The following is a 25713-nucleotide window of genomic DNA, read 5'->3' on the forward strand; positions in this document are numbered from 1 at the left end:
GATTGAAGGAGTGTACAAGAACGGTAATATACAACTTTCAGAATTACCATCTGATGTATCAGAAAGCCGTGTAATTGTAACTTTTTCATAACCCAAACAAGCTCCAATACAAAAGCAGATAATGCGGTTTGGTATGTTTTTTGGGCATAAACAATCAACAGAATAGGCGGTATTTCAACTCAGCACTCTTGATTATTTTTGACGCACTCCGATAAACATCCCATATCATCTGTCAGCAGGGTAAGATATTTAACCCTTGAGAAGTATTGACATATTAAAATTTTCTAGCCTTCATCTTGCATATTCAGAAAAAACGTTATAAATTATTAGATAATAGGGGAAAATCTGACTTCTTAGTGTCAAAAACTAATCCTGCTCAAGTAAATATACTGCAACCAGTTTTAATTTCACACAGATCCTAAACACCACTGAAGATATGTTTTTATTTGGTAAAGCAAAGATTCTGGACAGACAACGGAACAATAAATAATCTAAAAATATATCTTAGGTGACTGTTTTTAGCAATCATGTTACTACTTATGGTGGAGAACAATAACTATAATTCACCAAAATAGTAATAGATTACAAGCAATGAACTAACAATAAATTTGCATAAATGTTAGCAATTTATCCCTTGTTAGTTGATTATTTGTTTGCCTAATTATGTTTGCTATTCAAAGAATCGTTTTTGTTATGCTGAGAATAGCAAAAATAATAAATGAACACACATCTACCACAAATTCACAATCCTTATGGAGTTATTCTGTCAATGCACCTAAATGAATTGGAAACTACTGAGAATTTAAAAGAAGTGGAAGAAGCATGGCTAGCACTAGAAAAATCAATTCTCTATTATCAAGGTCGCCCTGTTGGGACAGTAGCCGCTTATGATGCCTCTGTAGAGGCGCTCAATTACGATCAGTGCTTTGTTCGGGATTTTGTTTCTTCTGCTCTAATTTTTCTGATTAAAGGTAGAACCGATATTGTTCGTAATTTCTTAGAAGAAACCTTAAAGTTGCAGCCTAAAGAAAAGGCATTAGATGCCTATAAGCCAGGACGAGGATTAATCCCAGCTAGCTTTAAAGTTGTATCAGACAATGGAAAAGAATATTTAGAAGCAGACTTTGGTGAACATGCGATCGCTAGAGTTACACCTGTAGATTCTTGCTTATGGTGGATTATTTTGTTGCGCGCTTATATAGTCGCCACAAAAGATTTTTATCTCGCCTATCAACCTGAATTCCAAAATGGAATCAGGTTAATCATGGAAATCTGCTTGGCGAATCGTTTTGATATGTACCCAACGCTATTGGTTCCAGATGGCGCTTGTATGATTGACCGTCGTATGGGCATTTATGGGCATCCTTTAGAATTGCAAGTCCTCTTTTACACGGCATTGCGTGCATCTCGTGAACTGCTAATTTGTAAAGGTAATTCTGATATTGTTGAAGCCATTGATAACCGCTTGCCTCTTTTATGCGCTCATATTCGCCAGCATTATTGGATAGATATTAATCGTCTGAATGCAATTTATCGCTTCAAAAGTGAAGAATATGGTAAGGGTGCTGTTAATCTGTTCAACATATATGTAGATTCTGTTCCCTATTATGAATTAGATAAGTGGTTGCCAAAAAAAGGTGGTTATTTAGCAGGTAATGTCGGTCCATCGCAGCTAGATACTCGCTTCTTTTCACTCGGAAACTTAATGGCAATCATTTCAGACTTAGCCACCGAAGAACAGTCACAGGCGATTATGACTCTCATTGAGGATCGATGGGATGATTTGGTGGGAGATATGCCAATGAAAATTTGTTTCCCAGCTTTGGAACATGAAGAATACAGAATTGTGACTGGATGCGACCCCAAAAATATACCTTGGTCGTATCATAATGCTGGTAGTTGGCCTGTTTTAATGTGGATGTTGGCGGCGGCTGCTGTAAAAACTAATAGAACAAATCTCGCACAAAAGGCGATTGAAGTTGCCCAAGGACGCCTTAGTACAGATGAATGGCCAGAGTATTACGATGGGAAAAAAGGGCGACTGATTGGGAAACAAGCTAGGAAATATCAAACTTGGACAATTACTGGGTTCTTATTAGCAAAAGAACTGATGGCAGATCCCAGTTCTTTACCATTAATCAGCTTTGGAAAATTACCAGCAGAACAGGTTTCTAGAGCGTGTGAGTTTGAAATTGCCAGTGTAGACCCCTATATGACTTGATAGGAAAGTTGGGAGTTATTCAATTTTGGATTTTAGATTTTAGATTTTTACTTCAATCCGAAATCTAAAATTCAAAATCTAAAATTGGCAGAGTTGGGAGTTAGAATACAAAAGCCTCCTGACTCCTGAATCGTGTTTTCATGACAAACCCCCGTCAATTAGCTTTTATCGCCCTGCGAGATGTTCATAAAGGGGCTTATGCTGATGTTGCCCTAGATAGAGTACTACAAAAAGTTAATTTGCCTGATAACGATCGCCGCTTAGTGACAGAATTGGTTTATGGGAGCGTCAGAAGGCAACGCACCCTCGATACTCTCATCGATCAACTCGCTAAAAAGAAATCTCATCAACAACCACAAGACCTGCGTACCATCTTACATCTAGGCTTTTATCAACTGCGTTATCAAGAGCGTATTCCCGCCTCAGCTGCTGTTAATACCACAGTCCAACTCGCTAAAGAAAACGGTTTTTCTGGACTCACGGGTTTTGTTAACGGTCTATTACGACAATACATCCGCCTTGCAGAGAAGATAAAGGGCGATCCGTTACAACTTCCAGAAAATCCAGTAGAATTTTCTGACTTTTCACCGGATCTGGAAAACCTCTCTCCAAACCTCTCCCCTAAAAGGGGAGAGGCTTTGAATTCTCCCCCTTCCCTAGTAGGGAAGGGGGCTGGGGGGTTAGGTTTCGCGTTAACTTTTAAAAGTCAGGTGGAACGCTTGGGCATTTTACACAGTTTTCCTGACTGGATTATTCAAGTTTGGTTAGAACAATTGGGTTTAGCCGATACAGAAAAACTGTGTGAATGGATGAACCAACCACCAACAATCGACTTACGCATCAATCTACTTCGCACTTCCATCGAGGAAGTTGAGGCGGCTTTGCAATCTGTCGGTATTTTGGTGAGCCGGATTCCTCATTTACCCCAAGCTTTACGATTTATTGGTAATACTGGGTCAATTCAAAAACTACCGGGTTTTAAAGAAGGTTGGTGGACTGTACAAGATGCTAGCGCTCAATTAGTTGGTCATTTGCTCGACCCTCAACCAGGTGAGGTGGTAATTGATGCCTGTGCTGCACCAGGGGGGAAAACAACCCACATTGCTGAGTTAATGGCAGATAAAGGGAAAATTTGGGCTTGCGATCGCACTCCTTCTCGTCTTCGCAAACTCCAAGAAAATTCTCAACGGCTAAATTTACAATCTATTCAAATTTACACTGGCGACAGTCGCCACTTCAATCAATTTCAAAACACCGCAGACCGAGTATTACTCGATGCTCCATGTTCTGGTTTGGGAACCATGCACCGTCATGCTGATGCGCGTTGGCGACAGACACCAGAATCCGTCCAAGAACTTTCGGTGCTGCAACTAGAATTGTTGACACATACATCAACTTTTGTCAAACCTGGTGGTGTACTAGTTTATGCTACCTGTACATTGCATCCAGCAGAAAATGAAGAAGTAATTTCGGCATTTTTAGCTGAGTCACCTGATTGGCAAATTGAGTCTCCCATTGGCATTGAGTTACCTGATTCTACCGAGAGGACACCTCAAGGTTGGTTTAAACTTTGGCCCCATCGACAGGATATGGATGGTTTTTTTATGGTGCGCTTAAGAAAAACCAATAATTCCGAATGAATACTGTTTGGGATTGTACGATTTGGTGGAGGCCTGAATCTACCAGAGGAGGCAGCAATGGTTTCCCCTTCCAATGTAAAAAACTTAGTTAAAATCCTGATTGGAGCCGCCTGGATGGATGGCAGAATCCAGCCAGAAGAACGGCAATATCTCCGCGAAATAGCTCAAGCAAAAGGTTTAGCTAATGATCCAGAAATTAAGCCTTGGCTGTACGAATTAGTTCCTGTGCAGCCAAAAGAATGCTACGACTGGGTGCGGGAGTATCTAGGCGATCGCCCCAGTCTTGAAGATTGCGAAAATCTGATTGAAGCCATCAGTGGTTTAATTTATAGTGATGGTGAAGTTGCTGTCGAAGAAGCTAGACTCCTGACTCAATTGCAGGATATGGCAAAGCAGAATGACTCAACTCAACCAGCTCATACTGCGCTTCTCAAACAAATTCAAAAGCTTTACCGCCGTTGGGTTGAAGTGCAAAACTAACATGGGGTTATAAGTTTCTCCAAGAGAAGGCGGTGAATTCTTTCACTGCCTTTTTGTGTATCTTTGTCCCGATACTCCGCGATAAACCAAATAAATCAAGACGCGATAAATCGCGTCTCTACATGAGGGTTTTGGGGTTATCTATACTGATCTTGGCTTAAATCCACGTTCCTGAAGATGCTACTTTTAGACATTCTTTAAGAAACTGCTGGGGAATTTCTCTACTTTCTCCCCAATGCTGATGAACATAAGAAGCATGAATATTTGCAGGTAAACCCCATCCTTCACATCCCATATTTTCTTCACAATCGTAGCGAGAAGTTTCAAATAGGGGCTGAGTGGGAGTTAAGGTTAAATGGGAACGATGAAACTCATGTCCGTAAACAGTTGTATTTGCTTTAACTAACAAATTATCTTGCAAAGCTACTGCACGACGATAGCCCAAAGTTAAACGTCCACCCATCACAGCAGATGTTGGTAGCACTCCCGCCATTGACCAAGATTTACCTTCAAAATCGATAATTTGGTCACACAGATACATCAATCCTCCGCATTCGGCAACCGTAGGCATTCCTTTAAGTATTGCCGTTTTCACTGCATGACGAACGCTAGTATTTTCTGCGAGTTGCTGGGCAAAAACTTCCGGGAAACCACCGCCAAAATACATTCCCTGGATATCTTTTGGTATACCAGCATCTTCTAAGGGACTCCAGAAAACCAATTCTGCACCAAGTTGTTGCAGCAAATCGAGATTATCTTGGTAGTAAAAATTAAAAGCCCGATCGCGGGCTACTGCAATTCTAACTGGGGATAAGGGAGATAAGGAGGCTGAAGCGGAGAGAGAAAGAGGTTCTGATTTTAACAAAGGTAATAAGCGTTGCCAATCGAAGCAAGTATCTCCTAAATCGGCGAGGCGATCGATTAAAGCGTTGAGTTCAGGAAGTTCGGCTGTGGGTACTAAACCCAGGTGGCGATCGGGAATTGTGATGTTATCTTGACGGCGCATTACGCCGAGAATAGGTAACTGTAAGGGTTCTAGGGAATCTTTGAGGAGAGAGAGATGGCGATCGCTTCCCACACGATTTAATACCACCCCAGCTATTTTAATTCGGGGATCAAAAGATCGATAGCCGTGAGCGATCGCAGCTACAGAACCAGATAAACGACTGCAATCGATCACCACCACCACAGGCAAATCTAACAGCCGCGCAATGTGTGCCGTACTCGCAAAATCAGTTAATTTTTGCTTTTCTTGCCCATGCCCCATGCCCAATTCCCCATGCCCAATTCCATCAAACAACCCCATTACCCCTTCCACTAGGGAGTATTCACTCAGTTGACTATGACGGGTAAAACATTGCTGAACGTAGGCTTCAGAAGTCAATACTGGGTCTAAATTGCGACAAGCACGACCAGTTACGTGTTGATGAAACATCGGATCGATGTAGTCTGGCCCCACCTTAAAAGATTGCACCAAGCGATCGCGACGGCGTAAAGATGCTAAAAGGGTGAGCGTGACTGTTGTCTTACCCACCCCACTACGTTCCCCGGCAATGACTAAAGCCATAAATGAAACAAATTAGGTTTTTATGTAGCAACTATTTCGATTATTGGCTGTGCGTCCATCGTCGCTTTTTGCAAAAGCAGATACACGGGTTTATCAAACCAACTAACTCAAACTTATACCAATTAGAAACAAGAAAACCAGCCAATTAGGGGAGTTAGGCTGAAAAAGTCTAATAGTATAGTTGGAAATTAGCTGAAAGTCAGATAGCAATAAGCTACCAAAAAAGGAACGTTTTATGATAACTGTGCATCATCTTAACAACTCGCGATCGCAGCGTGTGCTGTGGCTGCTTGAAGAATTAGGTATCGAATACGAGATTAAATTCTATGAACGCGATCCCAAGACGATGATGGCACCTGAGTCGCTGCGCCAAGTCCATCCCCTCGGCAAGTCACCAGTAATCACAGATGCAGACTTGACAATCGCTGAGTCGGGTGCAATTATCGAATACTTAGTTGATCGCTATGGTAATGGTCGGCTAGTCCCGGCATCCGGTACGCCAGAGCATCTGCGCTATAAGTATTGGCTGCATTACGCCGAAGGTTCGGCAATGCCACCACTGGTAATGCGGCTGGTATTGAACAATTTCGGGGCAGGCGACAGCAGTGTAGTTAGCGGATTCGTCGCGCCCCAAATCAAACTTCACTTTGACTACATAGAAGACGAACTCCGTAAAAATACGTGGTTTGCAGGCAATGAATTTACCGCCGCCGATATCCAAATGAGCTTTCCTCTGGAAGTAGTCGCTGCACTCCCCGAAGAGGTCAAAAACCGACCAAAGCTCAAAGAATTTGTCGAGCGCATTCATGGACGACCTGCTTACAAAACCGCTCTTGAGCGTGGAGGCAAATACGACATATCCTTTCAATAGACTTCTGGGATGAATCGAAACCTCACCCTAAATTCTTCTCTTAAGCAAGGCTACGGTGTACACAAAAGTCTTCTAAAGCTGTCCACGTCTTGACCTGTAATGCTAATACATCGACCTGCTATGTTAATGCATCGACCTGCTATGCCAATGCATCGACCTGTTATGCCAATGCATCGACCTGCTATGCCAATGCATCGACCTGCTATGCCAATGCATCGACTTGCTATGTTAATGCAATACGGTTCGGTTAAAGTTTTTTGATGAAAATTATTGATCCCCAAAGACGCGATAAATCGCCGTATATACAAAGGATTGATTCTTGTAGAGACGGCGATTCATCGCGTCTCTTGCCTCCAAGGAAAATAGAAAAACCCTCCAGATGATTGAAATATCCAAAAATCTGAAGAGTTTGTGTTTGATTTCGGCAATTTTGGTAACTTTTATTGTTTCCAGGCGCAACTAACTATTTGTTGTCAACTTGAAAATATTCGCTGTAATCCCTAGACTTTCTTCAAAAAGTGACTCACGACCCCAGCGTTGTACCTGCTGACTCAGCAAAGCTTCCGCCTTTTGTTCTGAAAGTGAAGTCACCTGTTGAAATAGACCAGCAGATTGAGCGCCGCCGTGGGTTTCCATCCGCATACAACCACCAGTTTCCGAGCAAATTACTGTACCACAGTCTGCCTTCGGATTGGTCGAACTGAGGCGCAAAGCAATCAAGTCGCCAGCAATATCACCCACATCAGCAAGGGGAACGCCCGCTAATTCGGTTTCTATTTCCCGTTGGTCTTGGGCAATAAAGTTAATGCGAGTGATGTCATAATCTCCGGTTTCCTTTTTATAGGAAATAGGCTGCCATTCTAGACGACTTGCCAACCAACCTAAAAACAGTAATGCTTGTGCGGGGTTGCCTTTTTCGTAATCAATAGTTACTCGGTCAACTTCCCGAAGGGCAGCCCGACGATGAGGTGAGTCGTAAGCTTCAGCTGTCAATTCCTCCCATGCTGAGAGGCGACGCCAGTTGAGGTCAGCCAGGGGAACCCCACTGTCCACCAATTCTTGGAGGCGGAGTAAGTCACTTTCTGGCTCGTTAAAGCGGCAAGAATCTACAATCACATTATTGCAGACGGCTGCCAACCGCTTGAATAGACTGTTATTGGGGTCTGGTGTTGCTTTCCACCAGAGAAACTTTGGTAAGCCACCAATCAACAATGCTGGAATCATACCACCGATGCGTTCTAAGGCAGCAGCAGTACCGCTGATAGTGATGTATTCGCAGCAAATTAGTGTGCTTGACGATTGCTTTTGGATCGGGCAATAGGCAGAAACTTGAGCTTTCACCCCTTGATCTTCGCCAGTAATGGGAAATAGCGCGATGATCCGGCAAGGGTTGCGGAGGGCGATTTCATCAGCAATTCTAGGGCTTGGGGCATTTAAGCTAGGAAGTTCAATAGAAGCATTGTCTCCCGCAGCGCTGTTTCCTTGACGTTTGATGAATTCTTCTCTCAAGATAGCCAGGGTTTCAGGTGTTGCTGTTCCAGTATCTGGTAGTGCATGTTTTCTCTGCACTTGCCGCAAGGCAGCTACCATCTGAGGCCCTAAAATCCCGTCAAGCGGGCCGTTGTAAAATCCCAAAGTAGCCAAAAGATACTGGGTTTCTTCGGGTTCGTAAACCACTAAGGTAAATGTTGTGGCGCGAGTGGCAGCAGGAAGCCCACCGTCCTCGCCAGTAATGCCGTAACTTTGCCAAATTTGATTAAGTTCCGCTTCTATTTCGTTAAGCGAAATATCTTTTGGCGTCTGAAGTGAATAAATTGTAGAAGCTTGGGGAGCCATAGTAGTTTTAAGTTGTCAGCTTTGTTTGGTGAATCAGTTAGGAGTTAAAAGTTAGAAGTTAGGAGTTAAAAGTTAGGAGTTAGGAGTTAAAAGTTAGAATAACTGAAATTATTAACTCAAAAACTCATAATTTATTACTCCTAACTATTAACTCATCACTTCTAACTTTCTAAAGTCTGCGCCAGCGACGGCCATCCTGGTTAATTAAGAATTCTGCTTCTGTTGGTTCCCAGGTTCCAGCTTCATATTGGGGAATAGTATTGGCGTCGGCGGGTGCATCCCAAACGGAAAGGGCTGGCGTTACTACCTGCCAAGCGGCTTCTACTTCATCCGCGCGGGTGAACAATGTTTGATCGCCCATCATACAATCAAGGAATAAGCGATCGTAGGCATCAGATGTGGCTTGGATGCCAAAGGAACCATAACTAAAGTCCATGTCAACGGAACGAGTACGGAATTCTGCCCCCGGCATTTTCACATCAAAACGCAGGGAAATACCTTCATTCGGCTGAATCCGCATTGTCAAAATATTGGCGTTTGTCTGTTGGGCAGCAGATTGGAACATCCGAGATGGAACTTCGCGGAAGTGAATGGCAATCTCGCTGACTTTTTTCGGCATCCGCTTCCCGGTACGCAAGTAGAAAGGAACACCTTTCCACCGCCAGTTATCTACCAAAAACTTCATGGCGACATAGGTCGGTGTGGTGGAGTTGGGAGCAACGCCTGGTTCTGTCCGATACCCTGGCACTGCTTGACCTTTCATCCAGCCAGCACTATACTGACCGCGTACTGCTGACCGCGACAGATTGTGAACATCAGCTAAACGAGTAGCTTGGAGTACCTTCACTTTTTCTGTGCGGATGCTGTCGGCATCCATTGCGTTGGGTGCTTCCATTGCCGTTAGACAGTAAAGTTGCATTAAATGGTTTTGCAACATATCCCGTAGTGCGCCGGCGCTTTCATAGTAACCAGCCCGGTCTTCCACTCCCACGGTTTCTGCCACGGTAATTTGCACGTGGTCAACAAATTGACGATTCCACAACGGTTCAAAAATCGCATTGGCAAAGCGAAACACCAGCAAATTTTGGACTGTTTCTTTACCCAAGTAGTGGTCAATGCGGTATACTTGGTTTTCTTTACAAAATTTTTGTACCACTTGGTTGAGACTCTGGGCAGAAGCCAAGTCTCGACCAAAGGGTTTTTCAACTACTAGACGATGTTTGTAGGCATCTTCTAGCATCCCGGCGCTTCCTAACTGCTTAATCGCTTCAGGAAAGAATGAGGGGGCAACCGAGAGGTAGAACATGCGATTACCTCGCGTGCCCCGTTTTTCGTCTAATTCGCTCAATAAGTTTTTCAGTTTCTGGTAGCCTTCGGGGTTGTCTATATCCCCAGGACTGTAAAACAGACCTTGAGAGAAGTCTTGCCAGAGTTCCCCTAAATCGACATCAGGATGGGCTTCTTCCATGCCCTTTTGCATTTGTTCGCGGAAGTACTCATGGCTCCATTCTCGACGTGCCACACCGACAATTGTCGTTTCTGGGGGAATACGCCGTTCTCGCCGCAATTTGTAAAGTGCTGGCACTAGTTTGCGCCAGGTGAGATCGCCAGAAGCGCCAAAAATGACTATAATCTGGGGTTCGGGCATCCCTTGTTGTTGCAGACCAACGCGCAAGGGATTTTCTAGCAGACTAACCATAACAATTTTGGATTTTGGGTTTTGGATTTTGAGATTGGGCATTGGGCATGGGGCATTGGGCATTGGGCATGGGGCATGGGGCATGGGGCATGGGTTATTTTCCTTGTCCCCTTGTTCTCCTCGTCCCCTTGTCCCTCTTCCCTTGTCCCCTTGTCCCCAATACCCAGTCCCTACACTGGTGACAATACCTTGATCTTGCCTTCTAAAGAGTTCATCAAGGACTGGAAGGGCTGGATAAACTTGTCAATACCATCGACTAACAGTTCATCCATTACGTTATCGAGATCGATGTTGATGTCGGGATCTTTGAGGTTTTCGATCAGCGTGTAAGCTTTGTCTACATCAGTTTCTAAGCGATCGCTTACGTTACAATGATCGGCACAAGCTTTAATCGTCGCTGGTGGTACGGTGTTGACGGTATCATGGCCAATCAACTCTTCGATATACATCACATCTCTGTAGTTGGGGTCTTTGGTGCTGGTGCTAGCCCAAAGTAGCCGTTGTACTGTAGCCCCTTTTGCTGCCAACTCTTGCCAACGCTCGCTTCTAATGATTTTCTTGTATTCTTGATACGCAATCTTAGCGTTAGCGATCGCTACTTTCCCTTTCACAGCTCTTAGCTTTGCTTCCACGGAAATATCATCAACGCCTTTTTTCAACTTAGCATCAATCTTGCCGTCAATGTTGCTATCGATCCGGCTGAGGAAGAAGCTAGCGACTGAAGCAATTTTACTGATGTCCTTACCTTCAGCCAGCCGTTTTTCTAAGCCCCGAATATAAGCCATTGCTGTGTTTATATAGCTTTCTACAGAAAACAGCAGCGTAATATTAACATTCATCCCTTCGGCTATTACCTGTTCCACTGCTGGCAAACCAGGTTCTGTACCAGGAATTTTAATCATCAGATTTTCCCGACCAATTTCTTGGAAATAGCGGCGGGCTTCGGCTATTGTTGCTTCGGTATCATGGGCAATGGTTGGCGGTACTTCAATACTCACATAACCATCTAGTCTATTCGAGGCTTCATAAACAGGGCGTAAAATATCACACGCATTACGGATATCTGCAAAAACTAGGGATTCGTAAATTTTGTCTATGGGTAGGCCAGCCCGAACTCCGGCTTCGATATCGGCATCATAAATAACGTTACCAGCGATCGCTTTTTCAAAGATAGCTGGGTTAGAAGTAATCCCAGATATACCTTGATTTTCAACCATGTCTTTGAGTTCACCTGATTGAATAATGTCACGGGTCAAATTATCCATCCAGATACTTTGACCGTATTGGTTAATTTCTAGTAGATGATTGGTAGACATAGCTAGTTTATTTCACTCCTGTATAGTGATGTTTCTAAGTAAATTTGGCAAAACGCATCAAATATTGATGGTTACTTTTGAATTGTGGCGTTGCCAATCACTTATTGCATCGGCCAGCTGAGATAATCCTTAATTGATCTTCAAAAAGCCCTATTTTGCATTCCCAATCTTAAATCACCATGATTAACGTTTAATTAATGGCAGATGAGAGTACAGCACTGAGGACATAATTCACTCTTATAAAACGTCTAAAACCCTTACGTAACAGTAATTACGAATTGTCTTCTAGTGTCCGTTTTGAATAAAAGACTCCACCTTGGCGACATCCTCTTTGCTGCCAATAATTAAAGGCGTGCGCTGATGCAGTTTTTTTGGCACCACATCCAAGATATTTACCAGTCCTGTAGTAGCACGGCCACCTGCTTGCTCAATTAAAAAGGCGAGAGGAGCAGTTTCATAAAGCAAGCGTAATTTTCCTTCAGGGTTTTGAATTGTGCCTGGGTAGAGAAACACGCCGCCTTGAACCAAAATTCTATGGATGTCGCTCACCATTGCGCCGCTATAACGAGCGCTGTAGCCTTCTGTGCGATGAACGTAGCGAATGTATTCTCGAATCGATTCTTCCCACTGCCAAAAGTTACCCTCATTCACGCTGTAAACAGAACCGTGGTTAGGAATGCGAATATTTTCTTCTGTAAGAATAAACTCTCCTAAGCTGGGATCGAGAACAAAGGAATGAACCCCCTTACCTATAGTATAAACCAGCATTGTGCAAGGCCCATACAGGATGTATCCGGCAGCGAGTTGCTTACGTCCGTTGGTGAGCAGGTCAGTTGCCTTACCATCGCTATCAGTTCCTTCTTGTTGGCGAATGGCGAAAATGGAACCCAAGCTGAGATTATTATCAGTATTGGATGAGCCATCAATTGGGTCATACAGTAGGGTATAGCGCCCAATGGGGCAATTTTCCGGGATGTAGTAAGGATTTTCCATTTCCTCAGACGCGAGGCGACAGACTAAGCCGCTTTGCTTAAACACTGAGATAAATACATCATTGGCATAGACATCCATCTTTTTGACGGATTCGCCTTGGACATTAACTTCGCCAGTAAATCCAAGAACACCTTCCATTAAACCAGCGCGACTCATGCGACGAGCAACCAGTTTCCCGGCTAGGGCGATGCGATTCATCAGCGCACTCAAATCCTGTGCATCTGGCGAAAAACTCTGAAGTTGTTGGAGGACGTGACGGGATAAGGTTGTACAGTCACGATCTAAGGCTCTGTCTGTAGCATCGTAGGCAGATAAGTCTAAAGATTCTGGCGCTTTAGTCATTTTTATGTTCTCCGCAGCCACTAGCTGTTAATTGGGTTTTAGTCATCTATAGCAACTTATAGTTGCTGCTTCTATCTTAGAAAGGTAATTTGATAACTTAGATGCGACTTTAGATAAACTAAAGAAATGAATCTTCAGTTACCCCTGCACCCAGAACCTAGCTACTTCGACTTAACATGACTTTCTGAAGCGCGTGGGTATGGCTACACATCCTATCAACAAACTAAAATCCCCACATTTGCGGCAGGGACTATAGCCTTATTCTGAAACATTAATACGAAACTACTATCAGATTTGCCCAAGGCAAGCAATCTGCCTAGTTAACTAAGATACTTTTGGTTGCTGCCAGATAATGAGTTTCAATTCAGAGCAGTAGTAAGCCTCATCACTGATTTGGTGTTCGTGGTCAGCTATCCAATCATAAATTTGTGTTGCTTTTGCTAATGCCACTTTTTCTGAACGATAAAGCTGAGGAGTAGGGCAGTAGGCTTGACCATTGATGTGTATAGCTGCAATCTGCCAATAATCGCTCTCTGGTACAACTTCTAAAAACCCGTTACTGTAAGGCTGGATTATTCCTATATTCATCTACAACCATCAAACTTTCTAACATTGGCCACAACAAAGCCGATACCAGCCAATTCTTCCGAGTCAAAGCTGGAATCACCAGGGAATGCAGTCGCAACCCCTGCTAATGATTTTGGGTTCGTAGTCAATGGAAATCTGAATTATTGGTCACTTTTTTGGCTTGATTCCGTTATTGGCAGGAATAATGGCACAAGGGACTGGTCGGCGCGGCTACATTGGGATTGTCCAAACTCAGAGTCTGGCTGGATAGATGATAATCTGTAGAGCGAACCAGCAATTCGCAGTACTCACCCGAAATAACCGAACAAAAGGAGTAAATTTATTATGTCCCGTTTGCTAACAGCGTTCCGGCAGCGATTCTTGCGGAGTATTTTTGCAATACTCTTAACTTTGATTAGTAGTTTAATACTTCCTGGGGCTACTTGGGCTGCTTCTAGCTTGGGAATTGATAATGGTCATCTGAGTTCTTGTCCGGCTTCAGACAACTGTGTTGTCAGCCAAAACGCAGATGAAAAACACGCTATCGACCCGATTGCTTATCATGTAGACCGTAATGCAGCTAGAGAAATCTTACTAAAAGTTATCAGTGTTGTTCCCCGTACAGAAATTGTAGAACAAACAGATAATTACATCCACGCTCTTTCTAAAAGCCGCATCTTCCAATTTGTTGATGATGTAGAATTTTATTTACCTCCTAATGAGTCAGTAATTCATCTGCGCTCGGCTTCGCGCGTGGGAGAATCTGATCTTGGTGTCAACCGCAGACGAGCCGAGCAAATTCGTCTGGCTCTACGCGATTTAAATATTTGATTTTGGCGCTACTTGTTCTGATTTAACTGATTGAGGTGCGATCGCAATACCATTTAAAAATTTATACTTAGTGAACAAATGTCAGACTATCTGCAATGATTGTGCTTTCCATGCCTTAGTAGAAGAAGCGATAACGTGCATTCACCCTGACGAAGTTGAGGTTAATTGTTCTACCGTTATTTTCTGCAATTCATTTGAGCCAGCACTCATAATTGACAGTCCTTGTGTGACATACGGCAATGATGAAGAATAACTTCAATTGCGTAGGCGCAACAACTAAGCCTTTGACATTTCAACTTACGTTGCTATTTAGTAAATTATGGTAATATAAAAGCTCTTGGGCGATTAGCACAGGGGTAGCGCACATCCTTCACACGGATGGGGTCACTGGTTCAAATCCAGTATCGCCCACTTATACACAGAAAAGTTTTCAGCTAATTAGCTTCGGTTTCTTAAATACGCCCCCACATTAAGATGCGCTTGTAGGGGAAAAAGAACGGGCGCTCATCCTCTAGCAACTCGAATAACTTCTGCTGATAGCGTTCCACAAATCGCTCATAGGTTTGAGCATTTAGTTGGGACTCATAAGCTGTTAGCAATGTCCCACGATACCAATCTATCACGGCTTCTCGTGAGGGCAACACATGTCCATAAATTTGAAGCTTGACTTCCTGCTTGACAAATCCCAACTTATAAAAGATTCTGGCGTATGTTTCTGGGGGAAGTACCTCTAAACGCCGCACATATCCTCTTAATTCTTGACTGAATTCCTGTGCAGTTTCAACTGCTATCTGATGCACTGGCTCACTATCCATCGCTGGTATTTGTACAGCGAGCTGTCCACCAGGCCGCAGTTTTGCCCGCAATTTCTCAAATAAAACCTCATGTCCCGTCAACCACTGCAATGCCGCATTAGAAAAAACCACATCAAACTCCCCATCTCCTGGGTTTTCCTCAATCCGTCTTTGCTCAAACCGTAGTCCATTGCCTTCAAACTGACGCGCCTTTTCCAGCATTTTCTCAGAAGCATCTATCCCTAAAGTCTCCTCTGCTGCTAAGGTTTCATGCAGATATTTCGTTAATTTTCCGGTTCCACACCCTAAATCAATAACTCGTAAGTTTTCTTGCCGATGTACCATGTCTACCAAGTCGTAGAATGGACGGCTTCTTTCAGCTTGAAATCGTTCGTATAGTTCTGGATTCCATTTATCTGGCATATTTTTATAATTCGTAATTCGTAATTTATAAAGTGGTATGGCATTCGACTCCGCTCACCAGCCGCTCAGTAACTATCGTAGACATCGCACCCAATTTACCATGTCCCTATGACCAACTACTTTCGCTCTAATGTTGATGCAATGGCTAGCTATATTCCCGGTGAGCAGCCTCAACGCGGTACACAAATTATTAAACTTAACAGCAATGAGAACCCCTATCCTCCTTCGCCTGCGGCATTAGCTGTGCTACGGAATATTGATGGTGAGTGGTTGCGGCGGTATCCAGAACCTTTCGGGGGGGAGTTCCGGCAAGCTGCAAGTAAAGTTTTAGGAATTCCTAGTGATTGGATAATTGTCGGAAATGGCAGTGACGAATTGTTGAGTGTGGTAATTCGAGCCTGTGCTGAACCTGGGAAAAAGGTAGTTTATCCGATGCCTACTTACGTGCTATATCGCACCTTAACAGAAATGCAAGCGGCGGAAATTATTGAGATTCCCTACAGCAAAGACTACAGTTTACCAAAGGACGAATTAGTTGCTGCCAATGGGGCGGTAACATTTATTGCGTCGCCCAATAGTCCATCAGGGCATGTGGTGGCAACAAATGATTTGCGAAAATTAGCCAGCCAGTTATCTGGAGTTTTAGTGATTGATGAAGCATACATAGATTTTACCGAAGAGAATGCATTGGCTTTGGTTAAGGAATACGAAAACGTCATTGTGCTTCGGACACTATCTAAGGGGTACTCGTTGGCAGGATTACGGTTGGGCTTTGGGGTGGCGAATCCTAAACTTTTGCAGGGATTGTTTAAGGTTAAAGATAGCTATAACATCGATGCGATCGCTTGTGCAATTGGTGCAGCTGCTATCACTGACCAAGCTTATAAAAATGCTTGTGTAGCCAAGATTAAAGCATCACGGACTAAGTTAGCAACAGACTTGAAACAATTAGGTTTTCATGTCTGGGATTCCCAAGCTAACTTTTTGCTGGCACAGCCAAAAAAAGGAAACGCAGAATACCTTTATCAAAAACTCAAGGAACAGGGAATTTTAATCCGCTATTTCAAGCAGCCTGGACTAGATGATAAATTACGTATCACTGTTGGGACAGATGAGCAAAATCAGGCTTTAGTAGAAGCACTAACTACAAACCTTTAATGATTCACACTGACTTACAACACTTGAAAACTAAAGCTAAGACTTGCCCAATTATTCACATCCAAGCTATGTGAATCGGCTGTTGTGCCGTTCATCTCCGTTTTGAGGGCACTAGCGTTATGTAAGTCTTGTAGCAAGGCTTGTACAACGTCTAAGGAATTCAACAATGGGCCAATTGGCCCTTCTTCGGCTGTGGAATACTTGGCAGTGTTTAAGGCGGCGAGAGTTCCGTTAAAGGGGGCTGTACTAAAAATCAGTTGGTGTTCGCACTCAGAAGCTGGCCCCGAAATCACCCATTCCGAGGCAGTATTAGTTTGGGGTAGGGTGAGGGTTTCACCTGGCGCGATGACGACTTCTTTAAGCAAGGGTTTGGTGTCTGCCGCCTTTGGTTCTTGGGGGGTTTCCCAAGAGTAGAAGGCGATCGCTGTATGATTATTATTTAATCCCAGCAAGATTAAATATACTGGGCGATCGCTCTGGTTTTCTACCCGATATTGCATTCGACTACCGATAGGGACAATCGGAGTGGGGAGTGATTTTTTTTTCGAAGTTTCAGGTTTTAAAGTTCGTATTGTTTCACGCTGCATCACTACCTGTGGTGATATACCACTAATTATTTCTAAAGTAACCTTGAGAGCCAAGCGGGAAGAACCTTGATTTTCTGTAAGTCGCCATAACTTGGCTGCAAGCAGAGTTGATAATTTTGGTGCTAACCTTTGCACTGTTAATTTCACTGCTTCTCCTACTTCTCCAGTGGTATTGAGAATTACCTCGCCACCAAGAGAAAATAGACCATAACGACTGGGAATTTCCTGTAGTTTGGCAAATAAATAATCAGCTGGTTTTTCTCCTGCGACTACGGTGGAGACATGGGGAAAGGCAGCGAACGCACTTGTGGCGTCTACCCGCTCAATTCTTTCCAATCCAGTATCCAAAGCAATTATTAAATGGATATTTCGGGTTAAAACTCGGACTGCTTCTTGGACAAGTTGCCCGACTTGTAGGGAATTTGCACCTTCAATTTGGAAAATTTGCGCTTTTGCTGTTAATCCAGTCCGCGATCGCAATACTAATTCTTCTGTTGTTGTTGCTAAGGTAAATCGAGAATTAACTCCGTAGTATAGCAGCACTTGTGGCGGTAATCCTGCTAACCATAGCTGGACTGTTTTGCCGTCTTCTTCAATCGCTGTCACCGCGCCTTCTGCACCAATGATACTGTCTGGCAAACCTAACCCCCCAGCCCCCTTCCCTACAAGGGAAGGGGGAGAATTCAAAGCCTCTCTCCTAAGAGGAGAGAGGTTTGGAGAGAGGTTTTCCAGATTCCTTGGTTGCTGTTTACTTCCCAATTTGGATAGAGAATTTTCCATATAGGAGAGTGCGACTTGAATTCTGGTAGTTGGGGTGAATTCCCACAAATACTGCGTCAAGGCGTAGGTAAATAACCCGGCACTAAAACCAGAAAAGAGTTCTTCCCTCGCCGACTGTTTGGAATTTGAGGTAGCTGCTAAGACAATCGGTGTGCTGGGTAACTTTTGAGTTTTGAGTTGTTGGAGAAAGTCGAGTTCTTCTGCTGCTAGCTTTGCCTCTACTGATTCCTGAAGGGCACGAACTTTTAATCCTAATACTGGGGTTGGCACATAATAGCTAGTATCTAATACTGCTGTGACTCGATCTGTAGGGAGCGATCGCAATAATAGCAGTACAGTTTCTTCTAATATATAGTTGACTATTTTTTCATCTTGTGATTTGGAACTGGCATTAGCTGGCACCAGAGCATTTTGCATTGTCTCTGCTGATGTATCCAATTTTACGCGACTGCCATAACCGCTAAAGTGAAAGACGACCACATCACCAAGTTTAGCTTGCTTACCTAGATGATCCAAAAAAGCCGCCTCAATGAATTCTCTACTAGCTTGTTCCTCAGTTAAGGTTAAAATATCTGACCCTTGGAAACCAAAGCGATGAATCAAAAGTTCTCTTTGTAGTTCCACATCCGTCAGACAACCACTGAGGGCTGGAATTTTTGGGTATTGGTTAATACCTATCAACAATGCCAACTTGCGCGGACTGGGTTGTGCCAAAGCCTGGTAATAGCGATTTCCCAAAGACAACCACTCAGCTTCAGTTATCCCCAATACCGCGAGTATTGAGCCAATTCTCTCTAAAAACGCGCGACGTTTCATAATTAGCTATCAGCCCTCAGCTATCAGTTAGCAGCTTACAGGGCTGAACTCTGTATTGTAAAGTTACAAAAACGTGGGAGCGGAGGGGCAGGGAGCAGGGGGTAGGGGGAAAATTCTTCCTAACTCCTAACTCCTAACTCCTAACTCTTCACTCAGCACTCAGCACTTAGAACTGTTTTGCCCCATGTCCTAAGCTGGTACTTCTATCCGCATTGCCCGTGCTAACTCTGCTGCTACCTCTGGACGAGAAAATTCTGGTGGAGGTAACTCACCGCGCCGTAGCATTTCCCTAACTTTTGTCCCTGATAGGTGAATGCGTTCTTCTGGCCTGCTGGGACTGGTTTTAGATGTTGCCATCTGCTTAGTGCGCGTGCAGTAAAAAGCGTGTTCAAATTTCATCGGCACAATGCCTAATTCACTTGGTTCAAATTCATCAAAGATATATTGAGCGTCGTAAGTGCCGTAATAGTCACCGACACCAGCATGATCCCGTCCAACGATAAAGTGAGTACAGCCGTAGTTTTTGCGGACTAAAGCATGGAATATAGCTTCACGAGGCCCAGCATAACGCATTGCGGCTGGATTGATTGCTAAACTTACTCTGTCTAAGGGGTAGTAATGTTCCAGCAAAATTTCATAACAGCGCATCCGCACGTCAGCGGCGATATCATCTTCTTTAGTCGCCCCGACTAATGGGTGCAAAAATAAACCATCAACGATTTCTAAAGCGCACTTTTGAATATATTCATGGGCGCGGTGGATGGGGTTGCGAGTTTGAAAGCCGACGATGGTTTTCCAACCCTTGTCTTTAAATAGTTGCCGTGAGGCGGCTGGATCGATTTGATAAGTGGGAAACTGGGGATGAGGTTCGCGTTGCAACAACCAAATATCACCCCCCAGATGTACAGTACCTTGGTTATAGAGTACCTGCACGCCGGGATGTTTTACATCATCAGTGCGATAGACTTTGATTGCTTCGCGGGTTTTGTCGTAGTGATATTTTTGCGTGAGTTGCAAAACTCCGATAAATTCGCCTCTGGAGTTATCCAGACGGATTAAGCTGCCTTCTAGCAACGGGGAAGCCACTTCTTCGCTTACCGATAGTGTAATCGGGATTGACCACACAAGACCGTTAGCTAATCGCATTTCTGTCACAGTGCGATCGTAGTCTTCTTGGTTCATAAAACCCGTCAGCGGACTAAAAGCACCGATCGCAATCATTTCTAGATCCGAAACGGCGCGATCGTCAAGTTGCACTCGCGGCAAAAAGTCAGCTTTTGAGAGAAACTCTGCTCTTTGTTCTGGTGTGGCGATACGGTTAACCAACTGTCCACCGTGGGGGGCTATGGCATCTGGATTTTGACTCAACGTAATCCCCTCTTTGTATTAACTGTTATTGTTTCAGATTATGTACTAACTTATCAAAATGCTGGTACGTAGAGAAAAAATAGTTGGAAAAATAGTGTCATTTCAACCTACCACAATATTTACCTGACATAAGAACTGCTTTCAGTTTCCTGCAACTCCAGACTAATAATTGGGAAAAATAAGTTTGAAATCAAGAACTAACCTTTGGAGGTTGCAAGTGCTATCTTACTTACGTGTGCTAGGTTCAGCTTTACTTAGACCATTAAGAGCAATCCATCGATTCGTTAAATTTTTAATAAAACAAGAATATCAAGCAGACGGAGTAAGACATTTAAATCAGGGACTTGACTTATATAACCAAGGACTTTATCATGATGCATTAAAACAGTTCAGTCAAGCTTTATCTTATTTTCAAAGAATTAAAGATTTAAAAAATGAAGGTACTACTTTTAGTAATATTGGGGGTGCCTATCGTAGTATTGGACAATATTCAAATGCTTTAGATAACTATCAAAAAGCGCTTTCTCTTCATCTTGAAGTCATGGATCGCAAAATGGAAGGAAAAACACTCTGTGGTATTGGGGCAGTGTATTCCTTATTAGGACAATATTCAGAAGCGCTACAGTACTATAATCACTCCTTAATAATTAGTAGAGAAGTAGGCCATCTATCTAATGAAGGTGCTACTCTCAGTAATACTGGTTTAATTTATGAAAGGCTTGGAAAGCCTCAAAAAGCTTTAGAAAAATATCAAGAGGCACTAAAAATTTACAGGAGTCAAAATCATCGAAATGGTGAAGCATCTGTTCTTAACAATATAGGACAAATTTACAATGAATTAAGCCAGTATACAAAAGCATTAGAGCTACATCATCAAAGTCTTAATATCCAGATAGAAAATAATCATTTATCAGGTCAAGCTTATTCGCTGAATAATATAGGATGTATTTATCGTCAGATGGGACAATACACAAAAGCGCTAGAACACTATAAAAAAGCTTAAATTGGAGATAAAAAGCGATCGCTATTCTAGTGCTACAGTTTTTGAAGCTGCAAATACTCCAACAGTAGTAACCGCAAGTAATCTAACGTTCTAATATAACTCTTTATCTGTTCATAATTGCCATTACTGCCAAAATAAAAACTCGCAATCTGAGGTATATTTAAAACTCGCATAGCTTGTAATTGCTCAATTGTCTGGGCTTGATTGACAATTTGACCTGTGCTTTGAATTTGACTTGCATACCCTCTGAGATTTACTGTTAAAAGTTCAAGTTCTTCTAAAAGTGAAAACTCTTCATCTTCTGTTGGAAACTGAATAGAAATTTCTTGTCGTTCGCCGCGTGTATTTTGATAAGTATTAGTCAACTGTGCTAATAATTGAATAATATTTTTCTTAATCAATTCTTGCTGATTTAAAATTGCTTTAGTCATCATTGACTCCATAAGTAACTATCTTTTCAGTACCATATTGGTCAAGTCTGACAATCAGATATTCATTGCCTTTACGGTATACAGCTGAACTATCTCTACGATATCCAGTTTTCGGAACTCTAATCGCTCCTTTTTTATTAAAGTTATGAGCTTTGCGTAGATACTTTAATGGGTCAATTCCTTTTCTATTAGCATGGTCTAAAATACTTTGGGCAACACTGGTATAGGTAGCAGCATCCCACTCACTTATGTACTGTTGAATCTCTGCCGCCTCTGCCGAGGTATAGCTTTTTAATAACTCTATCAAAAACTCGTCAGAGATAGGTTCTTTCGACATATATCCATTGAAAACTAAAACCACCCTTCCTCGTTTGTCAGGACAGGGTGGTTTTAGTTTATGCCAAAACAGGGTAAGAGTTATTATTAACTAAACTGCTCAATAATTCCGCCACCTAATACTTTTTCCCCGTCGTACCAAACCGCCGCTTGTCCAGGGGTGATGCTGATTTGGGGTTCATCAAACACCAAACGCACACGGGAGTTTTCCAACGGAATCACCGTCACTGGTGTAGCCGTTGAACGATAGCGAATTTGCACTTCGGCATGAATTGGAGTAGATGGTTCAGCAATGGAAACCCAGTTTACCCGATTTACAGTGCATTCTGGCTGAGTTACCTTAGTGCGATCAGTGCGATCGCCTACTACTACTTTATTATTTTCCGCATCTAATTCAATCACATACAACGGTTCGGCAGCAGCAATTCCTAAGCCTTTGCGCTGGCCAATGGTGTAGTGATGGACACCATCATGCTGTCCCAAAATTTTACCCGTCGCATCGACAATATCGCCTGTTTTGGGAGCTAAATATTTATCCAAAAATGCTCGCATGGAACCGTTACTTTCCACTAAGCATAAGTCTTGACTTTCTGGCTTATCAGCAGTTTTCAGTCCGTATTCAGTCGCAATCCGGCGCGTGTCAGTTTTTTCTAGTTCGCCCAAAGGAAATATAGTTGCTGCAAGTAAATCTTGAGACAAATCATAGAGAAAGTATGACTGGTCTTTGTTGCGGTCAACAGCCCTTAATAATTGGTAACGTCCAGTTGCTTCGTCATAGCTAATTCGGGCATAATGACCAGTGGCAATGCGATCGCATCCCAATTCTTCACGAGCATACTGCACCATTGGCCCAAACTTCACCGTTTTATTGCACTGGGAGCAAGGCAAAGGTGTAATCCCAGCACTGTAACCAGTCACCAGGTAATCGACAATATGCGTCTGAAAGAGATCCCGAATATCCACAACCTGATGGGGAACGCCCAGTTGTTCACAGAGTTCAGCCGCGTCGATCATACCTTCAGAGCAACATTGACCTTTGCCTTTCATTAGCCAAAGAGTCAAACCAATCACTTCATAGCCCTGATGGTGCAGGATAGCTGCGGCGGTGGAACTGTCAACGCCACCAGAAAGACCAACGACGACTTTTTTCATACAAAGCACGACAAGATAGCTGCGTGGTTGTCCAATTGTAGCACATACTGTTCAAAGCCTTGCTACTAAAGCGCTTCAGTTTTAAAGTCGCTGAATTAGCGTCGTCCTAGCCCATCCTAGATATTGCTATTCACTCTTTCATCTAAGATTAATTACAGATGTATTTATTGCCACGCAGATGAGCTAACTTTACGTTAACGCTATATAGTTGCTACAACGGTGAACTAATTAGTTTCTGGTGGAAATTACCTAAAAATACTGTGACTACTTTCTAACTATTATGTCGAGAGGAATATCAAGTCAATTTATCCCATTTCCGATGCTGCGCGGAAGTTTTGAGGGTTGGAAGCCCACTATGAGACTTCTATTTTTGTTAGTGGGAGGATGGTTAGTACTGATTCCCGACTTTACGCCAGCACAAGCACAAATTTCCAACAGCAACGTGCTACTGGCTCAAGAAACTGGCGAGATTTTACCGCCACTGCCAATTCCCTTTGGTCAACAGCCATCACCGCAGTTACAACCAATTCAAGCAGAGAACTTCAATCAATCGGAAGTGAACTTTCAGCCTATCCAACCATTACCGAACAATCAATTGGAGCAGAATTTTCAGCCTGCTCAACCATTACCGAACAATCAATTGGAGCAGAATTTTCAGCCTGCTCAACCATTACCGAACAATCAATTGGAGCAGAATTTTCAGCCTGCTCAACCATTACCGAACAATCGATTTGAGCAAAATTTTCAGCCCTCTCAACGTTCACAGTTTAGTCAATATAACCAGAACTTTGAGCGCTATTTAGTTTACGTTGATGGTAGTGATTTCCAGACACTACAAGCCATACGTCAGATTGAACCCAGTGCTTACATTCGCCAGATCCAGGGCCGAACTGTAATTCAGTCAGGAGTTTTTAACAGAGTAACCAACGCCCAACAACGGGTGAATGAGCTACAGTCACGAGGCATATATAACGCCCGAATTATCAGCTTTGGTAACGGACAGGAAATAAATGCAGACAATGGCAACTATAGAGACGATCGCAATAATATAAATGCTAATAGGCAAGCCTCTAGATATTATGTCGCCATTCCCACCACTTCCGAACAGTTACCTGCGATCGCAGCACAAGTTAGGCAGAATCTAAACGGATTGACACAAGATTTAGCACGATCTGGCGGAGTCCTCGAAAGGACGCAACCACGGGGACCACACGTAGCAGTCGGGCCTTTCTCCAATCGATTCCAAGCTGAGGAATGGAACAGGTATATGCGAAAGCTCGGATACAGTAATGCCAGAGTTTACTACGGAAAGTGAATAAATGGGGAGTTAGGAGTGAGATAGGAAGTACATCAACGGCAAGCCCTCCAATGTCAGTATCATAGAATTTTAGGCAAATCAGTTGTAAATCATGCTACAGCTATAAGCCAAAATTTTTATAGAGACTCACACAACTACAGTCAAAATGGATATAAAGAATGGCTTCGTTGGCGCTGTTGGCAATACCCCTTTAATTCGCTTAAACAGTTTTAGCGAAGAAACAGGGTGTGAAATCCTTGCGAAAGCAGAATTTCTCAATCCTGGGGGTTCCGTCAAAGATCGCGCCGCACTTTACATCATCGAAGATGCAGAAAAGAAAGGTCTACTTAAACCTGGTGGTACTGTTGTAGAAGGAACCGCTGGTAATACTGGCATTGGACTTGCACATATTTGCAACGCCAAAGGCTACAAATGCCTAATTATTATTCCCGATACTCAGTCACAAGAAAAGATAGACGCACTGACAGCATTAGGAGCAGAAGTTCGTCCCGTCCCCGCCGTACCCTACAAAGACCCCAACAACTACGTCAAGCTATCTGGTAGAGTAGCTGCTGAGTTGGAAAATGCTATTTGGGCAAATCAGTTTGATAATTTAGCCAACCGCCTCGCGCACTACGAAACCACAGGGCCGGAAATTTGGACGCAGACAGATGGTAAAATAGATGCATGGACAACTGCAACTGGTACTGGTGGTACTTATGCTGGTGTAGCATTGTACTTAAAAGAACAAAATCCAGCAATTAAATGTGTTGTAGCCGATCCGCTGGGTAGTGGACTTTATAGCTATGTCAAAACTGGCGAAATCAAGATAGAAGGAAATTCCATCACTGAAGGCATTGGTAACGGTCGTGTCACAGCCAATATGGAAGGCGCACCTGCTGATGATGCCATCCAAATCGATGACCAAGAAGCTTTGCGAGTAGTTTACCAACTACTGAGGAAAGATGGGTTGTTAATGGGCGGCTCAACAGGTATTAATGTTGGGGCAGCTGTTGCCTTAGCGAAGCAATTGGGACCAGGACATACCATTGTCACAATCTTGTGTGATAGTGGTTCCCGGTATCAGTCGCGGATATTCAACCCGGAATGGCTAGCCTCAAAAGGACTTTCAATAGATTAGTCATTGGTCATTAGTCATTAGTCATTAGTCATTAGTCATTGGCTTCCGACTTCTGAACTTTTGG

At 43.2% G+C, this 25713-nt stretch carries 22 protein-coding genes and 1 tRNA gene; 10 read left to right on the plus strand and 13 right to left on the minus strand.

Annotation, left to right across the window (positions count from 1 at the left end; translation table 11 throughout):
* Positions 1–769 precede the first annotated feature (769 nt).
* The 3 genes from HWQ43_RS13175 (at position 770) to HWQ43_RS13185 (ending at position 4341) form a co-directional block, all read left to right on the plus strand.
* Positions 770–2221: a glycoside hydrolase 100 family protein gene (locus HWQ43_RS13175; RefSeq protein WP_292734105.1), complete on the plus strand. Its 1452-nt coding sequence runs from the start codon at positions 770–772 to the stop codon at positions 2219–2221.
* A gap of 140 nt (positions 2222–2361) precedes the next feature.
* On the plus strand, positions 2362–3861 hold the full coding sequence (rsmB, locus tag HWQ43_RS13180; protein WP_292734034.1) for a 16S rRNA (cytosine(967)-C(5))-methyltransferase RsmB: 1500 nt from the start codon (positions 2362–2364) through the stop codon (positions 3859–3861).
* Positions 3862–3918: 57 nt separating this feature from the next.
* A complete protein-coding gene (locus tag HWQ43_RS13185) occupies positions 3919–4341 on the plus strand; it encodes a TerB family tellurite resistance protein (protein ID WP_292734037.1) in 423 nt (140 codons plus the stop codon).
* Positions 4342–4498: 157 nt separating this feature from the next.
* Here HWQ43_RS13185 and HWQ43_RS13190 read toward each other — a convergent pair whose 3' ends face one another.
* Positions 4499–5908, minus strand: a complete 1410-nt coding sequence (locus HWQ43_RS13190; protein WP_292734040.1) for a cobyrinate a,c-diamide synthase — start codon at positions 5906–5908, stop codon at positions 4499–4501.
* Between the two features lie 235 nt (positions 5909–6143).
* On the opposite strand from HWQ43_RS13190, the gene HWQ43_RS13195 reads away from it, so the two are divergent.
* Positions 6144–6779 carry a glutathione S-transferase gene (locus HWQ43_RS13195; protein ID WP_292734043.1) on the plus strand — a complete coding sequence of 212 codons (636 nt, stop codon included), beginning with the start codon at positions 6144–6146 and terminating at the stop codon, positions 6777–6779.
* Between the two features lie 459 nt (positions 6780–7238).
* On the opposite strand, the gene opcA is transcribed toward HWQ43_RS13195, so the two are convergent.
* The 6 genes from opcA to HWQ43_RS13225 all read right to left on the minus strand — a co-directional run bounded on the left by opcA (position 7239) and on the right by HWQ43_RS13225 (position 13681).
* A complete protein-coding gene (gene opcA / locus HWQ43_RS13200) occupies positions 7239–8615 on the minus strand; it encodes a glucose-6-phosphate dehydrogenase assembly protein OpcA (RefSeq protein WP_292734046.1) in 1377 nt (458 codons plus the stop codon).
* Positions 8616–8784: 169 nt separating this feature from the next.
* Positions 8785–10314: a glucose-6-phosphate dehydrogenase gene (gene zwf / locus HWQ43_RS13205; RefSeq protein WP_292734107.1), complete on the minus strand. Its 1530-nt coding sequence runs from the start codon at positions 10312–10314 to the stop codon at positions 8785–8787.
* Positions 10315–10484: 170 nt separating this feature from the next.
* Entirely contained in the window at positions 10485–11630 is a 1146-nt protein-coding gene (gene tal, locus HWQ43_RS13210) for a transaldolase (RefSeq protein WP_292734048.1), read from the minus strand.
* A gap of 285 nt (positions 11631–11915) precedes the next feature.
* Positions 11916–12965: a class 1 fructose-bisphosphatase gene (fbp, locus tag HWQ43_RS13215; RefSeq protein WP_094347243.1), complete on the minus strand. Its 1050-nt coding sequence runs from the start codon at positions 12963–12965 to the stop codon at positions 11916–11918.
* A gap of 324 nt (positions 12966–13289) precedes the next feature.
* Positions 13290–13553: a hypothetical protein gene (locus HWQ43_RS13220; protein ID WP_099102250.1), complete on the minus strand. Its 264-nt coding sequence runs from the start codon at positions 13551–13553 to the stop codon at positions 13290–13292.
* Positions 13550–13681 carry a hypothetical protein gene (locus tag HWQ43_RS13225; RefSeq protein ID WP_292734055.1) on the minus strand — a complete coding sequence of 44 codons (132 nt, stop codon included), beginning with the start codon at positions 13679–13681 and terminating at the stop codon, positions 13550–13552. The genes HWQ43_RS13220 and HWQ43_RS13225 overlap by 4 nt, the downstream gene beginning before the upstream one ends.
* A gap of 196 nt (positions 13682–13877) precedes the next feature.
* On the opposite strand from HWQ43_RS13225, the gene HWQ43_RS13230 reads away from it, so the two are divergent.
* On the plus strand, positions 13878–14363 hold the full coding sequence (locus HWQ43_RS13230; protein WP_292734058.1) for a DUF1499 domain-containing protein: 486 nt from the start codon (positions 13878–13880) through the stop codon (positions 14361–14363).
* Positions 14364–14702: 339 nt separating this feature from the next.
* Positions 14703–14774, plus strand: a tRNA-Val gene (locus HWQ43_RS13240).
* Between the two features lie 41 nt (positions 14775–14815).
* On the opposite strand, the gene HWQ43_RS13245 is transcribed toward HWQ43_RS13240, so the two are convergent.
* On the minus strand, positions 14816–15580 hold the full coding sequence (locus HWQ43_RS13245; RefSeq protein WP_292734061.1) for a methyltransferase domain-containing protein: 765 nt from the start codon (positions 15578–15580) through the stop codon (positions 14816–14818).
* A gap of 108 nt (positions 15581–15688) precedes the next feature.
* Between HWQ43_RS13245 and hisC the strand changes: the two genes are divergently transcribed.
* Complete coding sequence (hisC, locus tag HWQ43_RS13250; protein ID WP_292734063.1) at positions 15689–16738, plus strand: histidinol-phosphate transaminase; 1050 nt, start codon at positions 15689–15691, stop codon at positions 16736–16738.
* A 14-nt stretch (positions 16739–16752) separates the two neighbouring features.
* On the opposite strand, the gene HWQ43_RS13255 is transcribed toward hisC, so the two are convergent.
* Both HWQ43_RS13255 and sat read right to left on the minus strand, forming a co-directional pair.
* Entirely contained in the window at positions 16753–18921 is a 2169-nt protein-coding gene (locus HWQ43_RS13255) for a caspase family protein (protein WP_292734066.1), read from the minus strand.
* 189 nt (positions 18922–19110) lie between these two features.
* Entirely contained in the window at positions 19111–20289 is a 1179-nt protein-coding gene (gene sat / locus HWQ43_RS13260; protein ID WP_292734069.1) for a sulfate adenylyltransferase, read from the minus strand.
* Positions 20290–20506: 217 nt separating this feature from the next.
* Between sat and HWQ43_RS13265 the strand changes: the two genes are divergently transcribed.
* The gene (locus HWQ43_RS13265) at positions 20507–21292 is read left to right on the plus strand and encodes a tetratricopeptide repeat protein (RefSeq protein ID WP_292734072.1); all 786 of its coding nucleotides are present in this window, start codon (positions 20507–20509) and stop codon (positions 21290–21292) included.
* Positions 21293–21324: 32 nt separating this feature from the next.
* Here the strand turns inward: HWQ43_RS13265 and HWQ43_RS13270 are convergent, their stop codons facing one another.
* The 3 genes from HWQ43_RS13270 to mnmA all read right to left on the minus strand — a co-directional run bounded on the left by HWQ43_RS13270 (position 21325) and on the right by mnmA (position 23211).
* On the minus strand, positions 21325–21726 hold the full coding sequence (locus HWQ43_RS13270; RefSeq protein WP_366932820.1) for a hypothetical protein: 402 nt from the start codon (positions 21724–21726) through the stop codon (positions 21325–21327).
* Positions 21716–22060 carry a hypothetical protein gene (locus HWQ43_RS13275; protein ID WP_292734075.1) on the minus strand — a complete coding sequence of 115 codons (345 nt, stop codon included), beginning with the start codon at positions 22058–22060 and terminating at the stop codon, positions 21716–21718. Before HWQ43_RS13275 ends, HWQ43_RS13270 begins: the two co-directional genes overlap by 11 nt.
* A gap of 86 nt (positions 22061–22146) precedes the next feature.
* Complete coding sequence (mnmA, locus tag HWQ43_RS13280; protein WP_292734077.1) at positions 22147–23211, minus strand: tRNA 2-thiouridine(34) synthase MnmA; 1065 nt, start codon at positions 23209–23211, stop codon at positions 22147–22149.
* A 355-nt stretch (positions 23212–23566) separates the two neighbouring features.
* Here mnmA and HWQ43_RS13285 point away from each other — a divergent pair, with 355 nt between their 5' ends.
* Both HWQ43_RS13285 and HWQ43_RS13290 read left to right on the plus strand, forming a co-directional pair.
* Entirely contained in the window at positions 23567–24526 is a 960-nt protein-coding gene (locus tag HWQ43_RS13285) for a hypothetical protein (RefSeq protein WP_292734080.1), read from the plus strand.
* Between the two features lie 148 nt (positions 24527–24674).
* Positions 24675–25649, plus strand: a complete 975-nt coding sequence (locus HWQ43_RS13290; RefSeq protein ID WP_292734083.1) for a cysteine synthase A — start codon at positions 24675–24677, stop codon at positions 25647–25649.
* The last annotated feature ends 64 nt before the right edge of the window (positions 25650–25713 follow it).

This window comes from Nostoc sp. JL31, assembly GCF_017114965.1.
GTDB lineage: Bacteria > Cyanobacteriota > Cyanobacteriia > Cyanobacteriales > Nostocaceae > Nostoc > Nostoc punctiforme_A.